Annotated in this window: 6 protein-coding genes, 2 rRNA genes and 1 pseudogene; 3 read left to right on the top strand and 6 right to left on the bottom strand. The window is 61.3% G+C overall.

The features are described from left to right. Both DNK59_RS24055 and DNK59_RS24050 read left to right on the top strand, forming a co-directional pair. Positions 1-10,358, top strand: a 10,358-nt coding sequence (locus DNK59_RS24055; protein ID WP_110724884.1) for an immunoglobulin-like domain-containing protein, incomplete at its 5' end; no start/stop codon positions are given. Positions 10,359-10,519: 161 nt separating this feature from the next. Continuing rightward, complete coding sequence (locus DNK59_RS24050) at positions 10,520-10,858, top strand: tryptophan synthase subunit beta (RefSeq protein ID WP_092318356.1); 339 nt, start codon at positions 10,520-10,522, stop codon at positions 10,856-10,858. A gap of 59 nt (positions 10,859-10,917) precedes the next feature. Here the strand turns inward: DNK59_RS24050 and lapD are convergent, their stop codons facing one another. Together lapD and lapG are read right to left on the bottom strand one after the other, a co-directional pair. Beyond that, the gene (gene lapD, locus DNK59_RS24045; RefSeq protein WP_110724883.1) at positions 10,918-12,864 is read right to left on the bottom strand and encodes a cyclic di-GMP receptor LapD; all 1,947 of its coding nucleotides are present in this window, start codon (positions 12,862-12,864) and stop codon (positions 10,918-10,920) included. A gap of 14 nt (positions 12,865-12,878) precedes the next feature. After that, entirely contained in the window at positions 12,879-13,571 is a 693-nt protein-coding gene (lapG, locus tag DNK59_RS24040; protein ID WP_110724882.1) for a cysteine protease LapG, read from the bottom strand. A 301-nt stretch (positions 13,572-13,872) separates the two neighbouring features. Here lapG and DNK59_RS24035 point away from each other — a divergent pair, with 301 nt between their 5' ends. Then, positions 13,873-14,637: a thioesterase II family protein gene (locus DNK59_RS24035; RefSeq protein WP_110724881.1), complete on the top strand. Its 765-nt coding sequence runs from the start codon at positions 13,873-13,875 to the stop codon at positions 14,635-14,637. A gap of 69 nt (positions 14,638-14,706) precedes the next feature. On the opposite strand, the gene DNK59_RS32585 is transcribed toward DNK59_RS24035, so the two are convergent. The 4 genes and pseudogenes from DNK59_RS32585 to rrf (DNK59_RS24020) all read right to left on the bottom strand — a co-directional run. Continuing rightward, complete coding sequence (locus DNK59_RS32585) at positions 14,707-15,492, bottom strand: methyl-accepting chemotaxis protein (protein ID WP_371920319.1); 786 nt, start codon at positions 15,490-15,492, stop codon at positions 14,707-14,709. Positions 15,493-15,561: 69 nt separating this feature from the next. Further along, positions 15,562-16,587 (bottom strand): annotated as a pseudogene (locus DNK59_RS32580) (cache domain-containing protein); the annotation flags it as partial. Positions 16,588-16,950: 363 nt separating this feature from the next. Further along, positions 16,951-17,066: ribosomal RNA gene (gene rrf, locus DNK59_RS24025) — 5S ribosomal RNA — on the bottom strand. 112 nt (positions 17,067-17,178) lie between these two features. Then, a 5S ribosomal RNA gene (rrf, locus tag DNK59_RS24020) occupies positions 17,179-17,286 on the bottom strand; the annotation flags it as partial.

Raw genomic sequence — 17,286 nt, 5'->3', positions numbered from 1 at the left:
ATCCAGCGCCAGCTGTGACTGATGTCACTGACACTATCGATACCAGCACCGTTTCCCTGACAGCCACGCCGAGCGTCGCCGAGGGCGGCATCGTCGTGTACACCGCGTCTGTGTCTGCACCAGTGACTGGTTCACCGGTTGTGGTGACCTTGTCCAATGGCCAGACCATCACTATTCCAGTTGGCGAAAGCCATGGTTCGGTGAACTTCACTGCACCCAATGATGCTCTGGCAGGCGGCAGTTCCCTGAGCACCACCATTACCAAAGCTGACGGTGGTAATTACGAGAAGCTGGAGATCAATGACAAACCAGCTGAAACCTCGGTTACTGATACACCAGACACCACCACGCTGAGCCTTTCGGCTACCGATTCCGTGGCCGAAGGTGGCTCCATCGTCTACACCGCAACCCTGACCAACGCTGCCGGCACACCAGTGACCGTCACCCTGTCCAACGGTGCAGTCATCACCATTGAGGCCGGTAAGACCACAGGTTCCGTCACTGTTGCTGCACCTGCCGATGACGTCTACAAGGACGCTGGCAAAGTTGAAGCGACCATCACCAAGGCTGAAGGCGGCAACTTCGAAAATCTGGAAACCAACCCAGCTCCAGCGGTCACCGACGTCACCGACACTATCGACACATCGACTGTCAGCCTGACCGCTACGCCAAGCGTCGCCGAAGGCGGCATCGTGGTGTACACCGCTTCGGTTTCGGCACCAGTGACCGGTTCGCCAGTTGTAGTAACTCTGTCTAACGGCCAGACCATCACTATTCCGGTTGGCGAATCGTCCGGCAGCGTGAACTTCACCGCGCCAAACGACGCCCTGGCAGGCGGCAGCTCCTTGAGCACCACCATCACCAAGGCTGACGGCGGTAATTACGAGAAGCTGGAGATCAACGACAAGCCAGCCGAGACCTCGGTTACCGATACACCAGACACCACCACTCTGAGCCTGAGCGCTACTGACTCGGTAGCAGAAGGCGGGTCCATCGTTTACACCGCAACCCTGACCAACGCTGCCGGCACGCCGGTCACCGTGACCCTGAGCAACGGTGCGGTGATCACCATTGAAGCAGGCAAGACCACTGGCACCGTCACCGTCGCAGCACCCGCCGATGACGTGTACAAGGACGCCGGCAAAGTAGAAGCCACTATCACCAAGGCTGACGGTGGCAACTTCGAGAACCTGGTTACCAACCCTGCTCCAGCCGTGACCGACGTCACCGACACCATCGATACTTCCACCGTGTCGCTGACAGCCACGCCTTCGGCAGCCGAAGGTGGCAACGTCACTTACACCGCGACTGTCACTGCTCCGGTGACCGGATCGCCGGTCGTGGTGACCCTGGCCAATGGTGAAAAAATCACCATCCCGGTCGGTGAAACCACCGGCTCGGTGAGCATCAGCGCACCGAACGATGTGCTGGTTGGCCACACTCCGTTGACCAACTCCATCACCGATGTCAGCGGCGGCAACTACGAGAACCTGGTGGCGGATAAATCGCCAGTCAGCACCACCGTGACCGACACCGTCGACACTACCAATCTGTCCCTGGCGGCTACACCTTCGGTAGCGGAAGGCGGTTCAATCGTTTACACCGCGACCCTCACTAACGCCGCTGGTACACCGGTGACCGTAACGCTGAGCAACGGCGCGGTAATCACCATCGCCGCCGGGGCAACCAGTGGCACCGTGACTGTCGCCGCGCCAGCAGATGACGTGTACAAGGACGCCGGCAAGGTTGAAGCCACCATCACCAAGGCAGAGGGTGGCAACTTCGAAAACCTGGTGCCAAGCACCACTCCGGCCGTCACTGACGTTACCGACACCATCGACACCAGCACCGTTTCGTTGACAGCCACCCCGAGCGTCGCTGAAGGCGGCATCGTGGTGTACACCGCGTCGGTTTCTGCCCCTGTGACTGGTTCACCGGTTGTAGTGACCCTGTCCAACGGCCAGACCATCACCATCCCCGTTGGCGAAAGCCACGGTTCGGTGAATTTCACCGCACCTAACGATGCACTGGCTGGCGGTAGCTCCCTGAGCACCACCATCACCAAAGCGGACGGCGGTAACTACGAGAAGCTGGAGATCAACGACAAGCCGGCTGAAACCAGCGTTACTGATACACCAGACACCACAACGCTGAGCCTCACCGCCACCGATACCGTGGCAGAGGGCGGGTCGATTGTTTACACCGCCACCCTGAGCAACGCTGCTGGTACTCCCGTCACCGTGACCCTGAGCAACGGTGCAGTCATCACCATCGCTGCCGGCGCCACTTCGGGCACTGCTACCGTCGCTGCACCGGCCGATGACGTCTATAAAGACGCCGGTAAGGTTGAAGTCACCATCACCAAGGCTGATGGCGGCAACTTCGAGCACCTGGAGACTAATCCGACTCCAGCCGTGACTGACGTCACTGACACTATCGATACTTCGACTGTCAGCCTGACCGCTACGCCAAGCGTCGCGGAAGGCGGCATTGTCGTTTACACCGCTTCGGTGTCTGCGCCAGTGACCGGGTCGCCGGTCGTAGTAACCCTGTCCAACGGCCAGACCATCACCATTCCGGTTGGTGAATCCTCCGGCACTGTGAACTTCACCGCGCCAAACGACGCCCTGGCTGGCGGTAGCTCCCTGAGCACCACCATCACCAAAGCGGACGGCGGTAACTACGAGAAGCTGGAGATCAACGACAAGCCAGCCGAGACCTCGGTTACCGATACACCAGACACCACCACTCTGAGCTTGAGCGCTACCGACTCGGTGGCCGAAGGTGGTTCGATTGTCTACACCGCCACTCTGAGCAACGCTGCTGGTACTCCGGTTACCGTAACCCTGAGCAACGGTGCCGTAATCACCATTGCTGCTGGCGCTACCTCTGGCACTGCCACCGTGGCGGCACCGGCCGACGATGTCTACAAAGACGCCGGCAAAGTCGAAGCCACCATCACCAAGGCCGAAGGCGGCAACTTCGAGAAGCTGGTACCAAGCACCACACCAGCCGTCACGGACGTCACGGATACCATCGATACCTCCACCGTGTCGCTGAAAGCCACGCCTTCGGCGGCCGAAGGTGGCAATGTCACCTACACCGCGACTGTCACTGCTCCGGTGACCGGCTCGCCGGTAGTCGTGACCCTGGCTAATGGCGAGAAGATCACCATCCCGGTCGGCGAAACCACCGGTTCGGTGAGCATCACTGCGCCGAACGATGTACTGGTTGGTCACACCCCGCTGACCAACTCCATCACCAATGTCAGTGGCGGTAACTACGAGAACCTGGTCGCCGACAAGACCCCGGTCAGCACTACCGTGACCGATACCGTCGACACCACCAACCTCAGCCTCAGCGCTACGCCATCGGTGGCCGAGGGCGGTTCGATTGTTTACACCGCCACCCTGAGCAACGCTGCCGGCACTCCGGTTACCGTGACCCTGAGCAACGGCGCGGTGATTACTATCGCTGCCGGTGCCACTTCGGGCACCGCTACCGTCGCAGCACCAGCCGATGACGTTTATAAAGACGCTGGCAAAGTCGAAGCCACCATCACCAAGGCTGAAGGCGGCAACTTCGAGAAGCTGGTACCAAGCACCACACCGGCTGTGACTGATGTCACCGACACCATCGACACCAGCACCGTATCGCTGAAAGCCACGCCTTCGGCGGCCGAAGGTGGCAATGTCACCTACACCGCCACCGTGACTGCGCCGGTGACCGGCTCGCCGGTCGTGGTGACCCTGGTCAATGGCGAGAAGATCACTATCCCGGTCGGCGAAACTACCGGCTCGGTGAGCATCAGCGCACCGAACGATGTGCTGGTCGGCCACACTCCGCTGACCAACGCCATCAGCGATGTCAGTGGCGGTAATTACGAGAACCTGGTGGCCGACAAGACCCCAGTCAGTACCACCGTGACCGACACCGTCGACACCACCAATTTGTCCCTGAGTGCTACACCGTCGGTGGCAGAAGGCGGTTCGATCGTCTACACCGCCACTCTGACCAATGCGGCCGGTACGCCCGTTACCGTGACCCTGAGCAACGGCGCGGTGATCACCATTGCTGCCGGTAAAACCATTGGCACGGTCACCGTTCCTGCGCCAAGCGACGACGTGTACAAGGATGCCGGCAAGGTCGAGGCTTCCATCACCAAGGTTGATGGTGGCAACTTCGAGAAGCTGGTGCCTGACACCAGGCCAGTGGTCACCGACGTGACTGACACCATCGACAACTCCACCATTACGCTCAAGGCCACGCCAACGGCGGCCGAAGGCGGCACCGTGACTTATACAGCCACTGTCAGCGCGCCAGTGACCGGCTCGCCGGTCGTGGTGACCTTGGCCAATGGCGAGAAGATCACTATCCCGGTCGGTGAAACTACCGGCTCGGTAAGCATCACTGCGCCGAACGATGTACTGGTCGGCCACACTCCGCTGACCAATGCCATCAACACTGTCAGCGGCGGTAACTACGAGAACCTGATTGCCGACAAATCGCCGGTCAGCACCACCGTGACCGATACCGTCGACACCACCAATCTGTCCCTGAGCGCTACACCGTCGGTGGCAGAAGGCGGTTCCATCGTTTATACCGCGACCCTGACCAACGCCGCCGGCACTCCAGTCACCGTAACCCTGAGCAACGGCGCGGTAATCACCATCGCCGCTGGGGCAACCAGCGGTACTGTGACAGTGGCTGCGCCAGCCGATGACGTGTACAAGGACGCTGGCAAGGTCGAAGCCACCATCACCAAGGCCGACGGCGGCAACTTCGAGAAGCTGGTACCAAGCACCACGCCAGCCGTGACCGATGTCACCGATACCATCGATACCTCAACCGTGTCGCTGAAGGCCACGCCTTCGGCAGCTGAAGGTGGCAATGTCACTTACACCGCCACCGTGACTGCTCCGGTCACCGGTTCTCCGGTAGTCGTGACCCTGGCCAATGGCGAAAAAATCACCATTCCAGTCGGCGAAACCACCGGCTCGGTGAGCATCACTGCGCCGAACGATGTACTGGTTGGCCATACTCCGCTGACCAACTCCATCACTAATGTCAGCGGTGGCAACTACGAAAATCTGGTCGCCGACAAGACCCCGGTCAGCACTACCGTGACCGACACCGTCGACACCACCAACCTCAGCCTCAGCGCTACGCCATCGGTGGCCGAGGGCGGTTCGATTGTCTACACCGCCACCCTGAGCAATGCCGCAGGTACTCCGGTTACCGTAACCCTGAGCAACGGTGCTGTAATCACCATTGCTGCTGGCGCTACCTCTGGCACTGCCACCGTGGCGGCACCGGCCGACGACGTCTACAAAGACGCAGGCAAGGTTGAAGCCACCATCACCAAGGCCGACGGCGGCAACTTTGAAAAACTGGTGCCAAGCACCACGCCGGCCGTCACCAATGTGACCGACACCATCGACAACTCCACCGTGTCGCTGAAGGCCACGCCTTCGGCGGCCGAAGGTGGCAACGTCACTTACACCGCAACCGTGACCGCTCCGGTGACCGGCTCGCCGGTAGTCGTGACCCTGGCCAATGGCGAAAAAATCACCATTCCAGTTGGTGAAACCACCGGCTCGGTGAGCATCACTGCGCCGAACGATGTACTGATCGGCCATACCCCGCTGACCAACTCCATCACCAATGTCAGCGGCGGCAACTACGAGAACCTGGTGGCCGACAAGACGCCGGTCAGCACCACCGTGACTGACACCGTCGACACCACCAGCGTCAGCCTCAGTGCCACCGGCACCGTGGCCGAGGGTGGTTCGATCATCTACACCGCCACCTTGAGCAACGCCGCCGGTACGCCGGTTACCGTGACCTTGAGCAACGGCGCGGTGATCAACATCGCCGCAGGCGCCACCACTGGCACCGCCACCGTCGCAGCCCCGACCGATGACGTGTACAAGGATGCGGGCAGCGTCCAAGCCACCATCACCGATGCTAGAGGCGGCAACTTCGAGAAGCTGGTGCCCAACACCACGCCAGCCGTGACCAGCGTCACCGACACCATCGACAACAGCACCGTCACGCTCAAGGCCACGCCTTCGGCAGCCGAGGGTGGCAACGTCACTTACACCGCCACCGTCACGGCTCCAGTGACTGGCTCGCCCGTCACCGTCAACCTGGCCAATGGTGAAAAAATCACCATTCCAGTTGGTGAAACAAGCGGTTCGGTGAGCATCAGCGCGCCGAACGATGTGCTGGTTGGCCACACTCCGCTGACCAACTCCATCACCAATGTCAGCGGTGGCAACTACGAGAACCTGGTCGCCGACAAGACCCCGGTCAGCACCACCGTGACCGATACCATCGACACCACCAGCGTCAGCCTCAGCGCCACCGGCACGGTGGCCGAAGGCGGCTCGATCATCTACACCGCCACTCTGACCAACGCCGCGGGTACGCCGGTCACCGTGACCCTGTCCAATGGTGCGGTGATCAACATCGCTGCCGGCAAAACCACTGGTACCGTCACCGTCGCGGCGCCGGCCGACGACGTCTACATCGACGCCGGCAAGGTCAATGCCTCGATCACCAGCGCCACCGGAGGCAACTTCGAGAAGCTGGTGCCAGACACCACCCCAGCGGTGACCAACGTCACCGACACCGTGGATACCACTTCGGTGGGCATCACCGGCAGCACCTCGGTCACCGAAGGCCAGACCGCCAGCTACACCGTGAGCCTGACCCACCCGGCCCAGACCGAAGTCACCCTGAAGATCAGCTACAGCGGCACCGCCACCGACGGCTCGGACTTCAGCGGCGTGTACACCGTGAAGATTCCGGCCGGCGCCAGCAGCGCCACCTTCAACGTCGCCACCATCGACGACAAGATCACCGAAGGCACGGAAAACTTCGTGGTCAAGATCGACTCGGCCACCGGAGGCAACTTCGAAAACCTGGTGGTGGGCAGCAACAACAGCGTCACCACCTCGATCATCGACAACGATGCTCCGCCGGTCATCGATCTGGACGCCAACAACTCCAGCGGCGCCACCGGGGCCGACTACAAGGTCACCTTCACCGAAGGCACCGCGGGCCCTGGCGTGTCGATCGCCGACACCGACCTGAGCATCACCGACCCGGACAGCACGATGCTCACCGGCGCGACCATCGTGCTGACCAACCGTCAGCCAGGGGACTCGCTGAACCTGGGCAACAGCGTCAACGGCATCAGCATCAATGCCAACAGCAAGGACGGTTCGATCACCCTGACCCTGTCGGGCAACGCGACGCTGGCCGACTACATGCAGCAGATCAAGAACATCACCTTCACCAACAACAGTGAAGACCCGAGCACCACGCCACGGACCATCACCGTGACCGTGACCGACGGTGGCAACTACTCCAACGTCGCCACCACCACGGTCAACGTGGTGGCGGTCAACGACGCCCCAACCGCCACCGGCGGTGCCGTGACCGGCAGCGAAGACACCCCGCTGGCCCTGACCTGGTCGAACTTCGGCGTCAGCGACGTCGACAGCCCGGCATCCAGCCTCGGGGTGAAGATCACCCAGCTGCCAAGTGACGGCAAACTGCAGTACCTGGACGGTTCGACCTGGAAGGATGTGGCCAACAACCAGACCTTCAGCAAGGCCGATATCGATGCCGGCAAACTGCGCTTCACCCCGGACGCCAACGAATCCGGCACCAACGGCTACGGCGGCAGTGGCGTGGGCAACCAGCAGGCCGATTACGCCCAGATCAAGTTCCAGCCAACCGATGGCCAGGCCCTCGGCAGCACCGGTACGGTCACGGTCGACATCACCCCAGTGGCCGATGCGCCGACCCTGAGCGTGGCCGGCAACAACGTGAACTCGGTGGGCCTGCTCAAGGAAGTCTGGACCGGCCTCAGCGGCCTGGGCACCGACGGCAGCGGCGCGTCCGCCAGCACCCTGAAATCGGTGATCGACGCCGCCGGTACGCCAAACAGCAGCAGCCTGGCGACCAACGTCCAGTCCGACGGCAACATCACCCCGGGTACTGCGTCGAAGACCTCCGGCCTGATCTACCTGGAAGCCGGCAAGTCTTACACCTTCTCCGGCACCGGCGACGACAGTCTGCTGGTGACCATCGGCGGCAAGAACGTGGCCAGCACCACCTGGGGCGTGGGCGGTAACCTCAACGGTACCTTCACCCCGACCACCAGCGGCTACTACACCCTCGATATCTACCACCACAACCAGAGCGGCCCGGGCGCTTACGACGTCAACCTCTCGGTCAACGGCGGTACGCCAGTAGACCTGAGCAACGCCGGCGTGCCGTTGTACACCGGGGTCACCGACCTGACCAACGCCGGGGTCTCGGTATCCGACCTGCACGGCACCAACGGCGAGGGTTACTACGACGGCTACAAGCTCAACGAGGGCGGCGAAGGCGGCAGCGTGCACCTGTCGAAGATCAGCACCGGCCTGACCGATACCGACGGCTCGGAAACCCTGAGCGTGAAGATCAGCGGCATTCCTGCAGGCTCCGTGCTCAGCGATGGTGCCGGGCATACCTTCACCGCCACCGCGAGCTCCGGCGAAGCCAACGTCACCGGCTGGAACCTGGGCAACCTGACGGTCACCCCGCCGCCTTATTACAACGGCTCGTTCAACCTCAACGTGACCTCGACCTCCACCGAGTCCCTGGGTGGTTCTGCCAGCTCCACGGCGCAGATCCCGGTCAAGGTCTACCCGGCCACCTACAATGCCGTGGTCGCCACCTCCGGCGACGATACCGTCACCGGCACCGACGGCAACGACATCGTGGTCGCGGACATCGGCGGCCTGACCGTGGTCCCGGGCACCAACTACAACATCGCCTTCATGGTGGACTCCTCGGGCAGTATGAGCAGTGCCTCGATCACCGCGGCCAAGAACTCCCTGACCTCGGTGTTCAATACCCTGAAGAACAGCATCGGCAGCGCCGGCTCGGGCACCGTGAACATCTTCCTGGCCGACTTCGATACCCAGGTCAACAAGTCGGTATCGGTGAACCTCAACGATCCGAACGCCCTGGCCCAGCTCAAGGCGGTGCTCGATTCGATGGTTTCCGGTGGCGGCACCAACTATGAAGACGTGTTCAAGGCCACGGCCAACTTCTTCCAGAGCAGCCAGGCCACCGGCAACACCAATGCCACCAACCTGACGTACTTCATCACCGACGGTAAGCCGACCTACTACCAGACTGGCGAGCAGACCAACCCGACGCTTTACGGCAACGTGCGCCTCGACGATGTGGTGACTACCAGCAACTACAAGCTGGGGGATACCTTTGGCAAGTACATCGACAGCACCCACTACCTCAGCGTCAACAACGACGGCACGACGATCCTGCAGACCTACAACAGTGGCTGGAACTCTTGGAGCAGCAAGACCCTGGGCATGCTGCACGCCCAAGGTGACGGCACCTATGAGCTGTCGAGCCTGGCGGGTACCGGTAGCAGCACCAACTCGGCCACCACCAGCAACTCCAATGACGGCTTCGTACTGCTGAGCAAACTGTCCCAGGTGGAAGCCATCGGCCTGAACAGCGATGTCAGCCTCAACGACCTGAAGCCTTACGACAGCGACGGCAAGCCGCAGACCAACATCGACCCGAACGACCTGGCCAACTCGATCATCGGCCACACCGAAGCCACCATGCCCGGCGCCGACACCGTCAGTGGCGGCAACGGCAACGACATCCTGTTCGGCGACCTGGTGAGCTTCAACGGCATCGCCGGCGAGGGCTACCAGGCCATGCAGGCCTATGTGGCCAAGCAGACCGGGGTCGATGTCAGCCAAGTCAGCACCAGCAACGTGCACCAGTACATCACCGAGCACTACACCGAGTTCGATGTGTCCGGCAGCCACGACGGCAACGACACCCTGCTGGGTGGCGATGGCAATGACATCCTCTTCGGCCAGGGCGGCAACGACTTGCTGGACGGCGGCCGGGGCAATGACATCCTGCTGGGCGGCACCGGCAACGACACCCTGATCGGCGGCAAGGGCAATGACATCCTGATTGGCGGTTCGGGTGCCGATACCTTCGTCTGGAAGGCCGGCGATACCGGTAACGATGTGATCAAGGACTTCAAGGCCAGCGAAGGTGACCGCATCGACCTGCGGGATCTGCTGCAGGGCGAGAGCGCCAGCACCATCGACAACTTCCTCAAGATCACCACCGTGGACGGGGTCTCGACCCTGCAGGTCAGCTCCGAAGGCAAGCTCAACGCGGCCGGAGGCCTGGCCAACGCCGACGTGACGATCAAGCTGGAAGGCAACAACTGGTCCAACGCCAACATCAATTCGTTGATCGCCGGCAGCGACCCGACCATCAAGATCGATCACAACAACAGCTGATGGGCTCCCGGCAGCCACCCCTTGCGGGTGGTTGCCGGCTGCTGGCAGACAACCTGCGCCGTGACGATTGTCGCGCAGCACCGCATACTCACGCGCTGGATGTGGCGTTGGCCTATGTCGCTGAGCGCCGGACGCCGAATAAAAAGCCTGAGGGATTTGCCATGTTCTACGTGCAACGCGATGCGCAAGGTCAGCTGATTCGGGTGGAAGCCGCCGCATACGCCGAGGCTACCGAGACGCTGCCTGCCGATCACCTCGAGATCCAGACCTGGTTCGCCAATGAAGCGGTGGAGGTCAGTCTCAAGCAACTCAAGCAGAGCGACCTGGAGATGATCCGGGTTCTGGACGACCTGATTCAGGTCCTGACCAGCAAGGGCGTGATTCGTGTCACCGATCTGCCGACGGCGGCCCAGGCCAAGCTGATGGATCGCACCCAGGCCCGGGTGGCCCTGGGAGGCTTGAGCCGGTTGATCAACGATGATGAAACCGGATTGATCTGAGATTCTGCGCCGGCAAGCCGGCTCCTACGCCAGGAGACGGCTTGCCGGCGACAGCGTTTTCAACTCCAGGGCGCCGGTTCGCCGAACAGCTGCCCTTGCACGCCGTACAGCCCCATCTCGCGAATCACTTGCAGCTCGCCCTCGGTTTCAACCCGCTCGGCAATCAGCGGCAGGTCGATGCTGTGCGCCGCGCGCTGGATGGCTTCGATAAACAGGCGCTTGTCACTTTCCTGGTCGATGTTGCGGATGTAGCTGCCGTCGATCTTCAGATAGGCCAGGCCCAGGCGGGCCAGGTTGCCAATCATGCTGAAGCGGCCACCAAAGCGCTGCAGGCTCAGGGAGAACCCCAACTCCCGCAGGCGCCGGGTCAACTGTTCCAGCTGGACCTGCTCGGGCAACTGTTCCTCGCCGATTTCCAGGGTCAGGCGCGGCCCTAGGTCGGAGTACTGGCGCAGGATGTCCATTACCCGGCTCAAGGCCTGGGGATCTTCCAGGGTGGCCGCTGAAAGGTTCAGCGCCAGGCTGCCGTCATGCCCGGCCATCTGCTTGAGGACCTGCTCGAGCATCAGCACGTCCAGGCGCGAGGTCCAGCCAAAGCGTTCCAGCCACGGCAGGAAGCGGCCGGCGGGAATGGCCTGGCCCTGCTCGTCCAGCAGCCGTGAGAGCACCTTGTAATGCAGCACCCGCGCCGTGTCCTGGACCGCCACCACCGGCTGGAAGTACAGCTGGAAGCGTTGCTCCGACAGCGCCCGGTCCAACCAGGTACGCCAGGCATGGTGATCGTCCCCGACCTGGGCACCGGTGCCCTGGTCCAGGCACGCCCAGTGGGTGTCGCCCTGGCCTTCGGCTTGGGCCAGGGCCTGATCGCCGAGGCTGAGCACTGCTTGGGGCGAATCACCGTGGGCAAAGGCTGCCAGGCCGATGGAAGCTACAGCGGCAACATCGGTAGCGCCCGTGGCATGCAGGTTGCCCAGCGCGCTTTCCAGGCTCTGGGCCAGCTGGATGGCTTCATTGCGCACCAGACCCGGCGCCAGTACAGCGAACTCGCCACCACGGACCCGGGTCACCAGGTTGTGGGTCTCGGGGTACTTGTTGCATTCGCGCAGCAGTTGCTCACCCACCGCCTGCAGCAGTTGGTCGGTGCGCTGGCCCCCCAGGCGCTGGTTCAGGCCGGCCAGATCCTTGACCCGCAACAGCAGCAGGTAACCGGAGCTGGCCTGCTCAGGGTTGCTGACGCGGGCATGCAGCTGCATTTCGAAATAACGTCGGTTGGCCAACCCGGTCAGGCTGTCCTGATACGACTCGATGCGCAGTTTTTCACTGCGTTCGGCCTGCTCCTGGAACAGCGCCTTGAGCTTCTCCACCATCTGGTTCATGGCCTGCACTACGCGGCGCAGTTCCGGGGTGCGAGGCAATTGCGGCAGGCTGAGGAATTCTCGCCGGGCAATGGCGTGGGACTGCTGGACCATATAGTCCAGTGGCTTGAGCTGGCGCCGTAGCAACAGGGCGCCGAGCACCGCGCTCACCGCGCCACAGATCAGCAGCCAACCGAGGCTGCCCAGGGCGCTCTGCCAGAGCTTGGCCACAGCGAACATCGGGTGGCTGAGCACCTCGACCCGTGCCGCCTGCTCCCAGCCACGGCTGACGATGGCATCGCCGCCGGCCGGCTCCAGACCAATCAGCGTGACGAACCACTGGGGCACATTGCCGACCTCGGGAATGCCGCTGCGCTCGACGATGGTCTTGTCGGTGGCCAGGTCCACTACCCGGATGCTGGAGTAGTAGCCGCTATCGAAAATCGAACTGACCATCAGCTCGACCATCGCCGGATCATCGATGTTCGGCGTCAGCGACAAGGCCAAGGCTGTGGCCGCATCCTGGGCATGGGAGCGCAGTTGATTGACATATTGGGTGCGCGAGCTTTCCAGGCTGACCATGAAGCTGCCGCTGAAGGCGACCACCAGGAACACACAGATTGCGATCAACAGCTGTTTAAACAAAGACATCTGAGCTCGTGCTCCTAGTTAGTCGTCTCGACCGGAAAACCTTCGGCCTGCATTTTTTTCAACACGTCCTGCCAACGGGACAGGCGCTTGGTGTCACCAACCCGTTTGTTGCCCTTGGCGCCCGGCAGCCACAAGCCTTCGGCATTGAAGGAGTACACCGGCAACAGGTCGGTCCGCTCGCTGGCCGGGCGGATGGTGTCCTCCAGGCTGTCGAGCACCAGCGGCATGGCGTCCGCACTGGAATAGTAGGTCAGGACCATGTGCGCGCGATTCTGGCGCAATGCCTTGACGTAGGTGATGCGCAGTTTGTCACTGGACACCCCCAGGTGGCGGAGGCTGAAGTACTTGGCGATCGCGTAGTCTTCACAATCGCCAGCGCCCTTCCACAGGGCTTGGATCGGGGTTTCCCAGTAGTCCACCTGGCCCCACAGATCGATATCTTCCACGTAGCGCACGTTCTTGTTGAAGAACAGGTTGACCACTTTCAGTTGCTCACGCTCGGAGACCTGCTTCTGCGTCGCCAGCAGGTGCTGCCAGGCGTCGATGCGTTGCTGACCTTCGCCCAGGGGACCGTAAAGCGCCGTGGCACGTTGACTGATCAGGGAAAAATCCCAGTCGGCGTGCAGACTGCCCAGCAGCGCACCAGCCAGCAGCAATGCTGAGCAGAACCAGCGCAGGGTCCGAGAAAGAGCTAAACGTGCCGCCAATGCGATGAGTCCATGGGAGCTGTCGTAAATCGGCTGATGGTGAAGGCTGGCCCGGCAAAAGACAATGGCACCTTACAATCACTGGTCACCGGGGAAGGGCCTGCACAGTTCATTCACAGAATAGCCTCAGGCCGCGTTTGTATCCTGAGCGACAACCGACGAATTTACCCTGTCGCCACGTGCATTCAGCAACGTCAGCCACTATGTTAGAAACCATTCACGGACTGGGACGTCCCCCGTCGAACAGCCTCTTGTCTGCGCCAAGAAGCCACCCACGGGCCACCTTGCTTAAGGAAAAGCTGTGTACACCGACACCCGACAATGGACGCTGGTGATCAATTCAGGGCAAGCCTCCCGAATCCGCCTGATCTGTTTTCCACAGGCCGGCGCGGCTGCGGAGCAGTTGCGGGTATGGTCCAACAGCCTGGCCGATCATATCGAGCTAGTGCTGATCAACCTGCCCGGGCACGGGCCGCGTCGTGACGAGGCGCCCTGCGACAACTGGCCGAGCCTGTTGAAAGACACTTTCGCAGCACTCGATCCCTGGCTCGGCGAACCCCACGCGCTGTTTGGCCACGGCCTGGGCGCATTGCTGGCATACGAGACCTGCAAGTACGCTCAAGAGCGTTTCCCAGAGCAGACGCGCCACCTGTTCGTTTCCGGCTGCCGCAGCCCCGACAGCCCACCCCGGCGCCCCTTGCTGCACTCGCTGCCCATCGAAGCGTTTCGCGAGGCCATCCTGACCCTGGGTGCCAGCCCGCTGGAGATGCCTCGGGGGCAGGACGATCTGCAATCCTACGAACGTTTGCTGCGCAATGGCCTGAAGCTCTTCGAAACCTGGTACGACACCTCAAGCGGCTGCCTCGATATCCCGCTGACGGCCTTCTACGGCAGCGAGGACCCTCTGGCGACGGTCAACCATATGCTCAACTGGCGTGAGTTCACCGAGCGCGAATTCGAGCTGATCGAAGTGGCCGGCAACCACTTCTTCATCAAGTCTCAACGCCAGCGCCTGCTGCAGGTGATCAATACTCACCTGGGCCTGCTGGGTGAACACCGGATCTGAACAGCGCCCATGAAAAAGCCCGCCCTGCAGTGATGCAGAAGCGGGCTTGAGGGAAGGACCCGAGAAGAGTCAGATCTTGAAGCTGTCCACCAGTTGCTTCAGGCGGCTGGCCTGCTGCGACAGCGCATCGCAGTCCTTCAGGGTTTCATTGAGGTTGGCGACGCCCTGCTGGTTGAGCAGGTTGATCTGGTTGATGTCGACGTTGAGGGTCTCCACCACTGCAGTCTGCTCCTCGGTTGCTGCCGCCACCGACTGGTTCATACCGTCGATTTCGCCGATTCGCTGGGTCACGCTGATCAGTCGTGCACCGGCCTGGTTCGCCACCTCGACGCTCTCTTCACTGGAAACCTGGCTGGCGTTCATGGTCGATACCGCTTCGCGCGAGCCGATCTGCAGGGAAGTGATCATCTTGTGGATCTCTTCCGCCGATTCCTGGGTTCTGTGGGCCAGGTTGCGCACCTCATCGGCGACCACGGCGAAGCCACGACCGGCTTCACCGGCACGGGCCGCTTCAATGGCGGCGTTGAGGGCCAGCAGGTTGGTCTGCTGGGAGATGCCCTTGATCACATCGAGAATGTGCCCGATGTTGTCGGTGCTGGCGTTCAGGGTTTCGATCTGGGTGCAGGAGAGACTGATCTTCTGCGACAGCTCGGTCATGGCCTGGATGGTCTGCTCCACGACTTGGCGACCATCGTCGGCCTGCTCGCTGGCGCCGCTGGCGTGTTGTGAGGCATCAGCGGCGTTGCGGGCGATTTCCTGGGTGGCAGCCCCCAGTTCGTTGATCGCCGCTGCCACGCTGTTGGTGCGGGCGCTCTGCTCGTCGGAACCGATGATCGACGCGTTGGACGAGGCCATCACCCGTTGCGACAGGTCATGTACCTGACGGGTGGCGGAGGACACTTCGGAAATCGAGGCGTGAATCCGCTCCACGAACTGGTTGAAGGAGCTGCCCAGCTCACCGAATTCGTCCTTGCTTTCCACCACCAGGCGGCGGGTCAGGTCACCCTCGCCCTGGGCAATGTCCTGCATCGCTCGGCCCATGGTGATCAGCGGGCGCATCAGTACCTGGATCAGCAGGGTCAGCAACACCGCAATCACCGCGACGGCGATAAACATGGCGATCAAGGCAGATGTACGGAACTGGCTCAGCGGCGCGTAGGCCTTGGCCTTGTCGATGGACAGACCGATGTACCATTCGGCATTCGGCAAACCGGTCACCGGGGTGAAGGACAGGATGCGTTCCTGTTTGTTCAGGACCACTTCCTGGTTGCCACTGGCGATACGCACGTTGGCACCGGGGTAGATGTCCTTGAGGTTCTTCATCACCTGGTCCTTGTCCGGGCTGACGATCACCTGACCATCGGCGCTGACCAGAAAGGCGTGGCCCAGGCCACCGAAGTCCACGGAGTTGATGATCTTCACCAGGGTTTCCAGGCTCAGGTCGCCACCGACTACACCCAGCAGTTCACCTTGTTTTTTCACCGGCATGGCGATGGTCACCACCAGGCCACCGACAGCCGCCATATAGGGCGGCGTCAGCATGGTCTTGTCGGCGGTTACGGCCTGTTTGTACCAGGGCCGTTGGCGCGGATCGTAGCCATCGGGCATTTTCGCGTCGGGGCGCTGGGTGAAAGTGCCGTTGGCCTGGCCAACGTAGGTGAACTGGAAGTTCGAGGTGAAGGCGGGCTGGTCGACCAAGCCCGGGAAGTCTGCGTTATGGCCTTGGTGAGCCACGTTCTGCGCCAGGTTCTCGAGCACCAGGATGCGCCCGCTCATCCAGTTCTGCACGCTGCTGGAGGTGAGCTCACCGGCCTGCTGAATGGATGATTCGAGGTTCTGTCGGATAGTGTTTCGTTGCAGGTAGTCGTTGTACAAAGTGAACAACGCAAAAGCCAGAACCACTACGCCGGAGGCGGCCAAAAGGATTTTATGGCTGAACTTGAGATTCATTTCATGGGACTTCTTATGCCGAAAATGGGGATGCGTCCGTAAAGCAACATTCCATGTAACAGTGCAGGCGACGAGCCGCTCTACTTTGGTGCACGCATGTCTTATCAGTCTTTCGGCAAGAACACCCGAACCCTTAGGGATTTATCTTAATTACTCGCCTAAATTTGCCGAATCCCGCCGAACGGTGTTCCAGAGCCTTCGTTACCCCTTTTCAGCGGCGCGTCAGCAACCAAAACGATTGATGTCTTGGGTGATAGATAGGGGGCGGCGACGGTGCTCGGGCATAGTGGATCGTTGATCGGCCTTTATCGAGCATAAAAACAAAACCCCAACTGCTTTCGCAGTTGGGGTTTCGGAATTTGATCTTGACGATGACCTACTCTCACATGGGGAAACCCCACACTACCATCGGCGATGCATCGTTTCACTTCTGAGTTCGGGATGGGATCAGGTGGTTCCAACGCTCTATGGTCGTCAAGAAATTCTGTGGCCGATCCGTTGGACTCAAAGTCGAACGTGTCAGCAAAATCAGTCACTTCTACAAATAGACAAAACCCCAACTGCTTTCGCAGTTGGGGTTTCGGAATTTAATCTTGACGATGACCTACTCTCACATGGGGAAACCCCACACTACCATCGGCGATGCATCGTTTCACTTCTGAGTTCGGGATGGGATCAGGTGGTTCCAACGCTCTATGG

Source organism: Pseudomonas sp. TKO26 (assembly GCF_003225665.1).
In the GTDB taxonomy this organism is placed as follows: Bacteria; Pseudomonadota; Gammaproteobacteria; order Pseudomonadales; family Pseudomonadaceae; genus Aquipseudomonas; species Aquipseudomonas saponiphila.
The sequence above is the reverse complement of the archived record's forward strand: the minus strand, read 5'-3'. Positions and strand labels throughout refer to the sequence as shown.

Coding starts and splice junctions, on each gene's coding strand:
- DNK59_RS24050 (WP_092318356.1), top strand. CDS start 10,520: ATGTTCTACGTGCAACGCGATGCGCAAGGTCAGCTGATTCGGGTGGAA.
- lapD (WP_110724883.1), bottom strand. CDS start 12,864: ATGTCTTTGTTTAAACAGCTGTTGATCGCAATCTGTGTGTTCCTGGTG.
- DNK59_RS32585 (WP_371920319.1), bottom strand. CDS start 15,492: ATGGCCTCGTCCAACGCGTCGATCATCGGTTCCGACGAGCAGAGCGCC.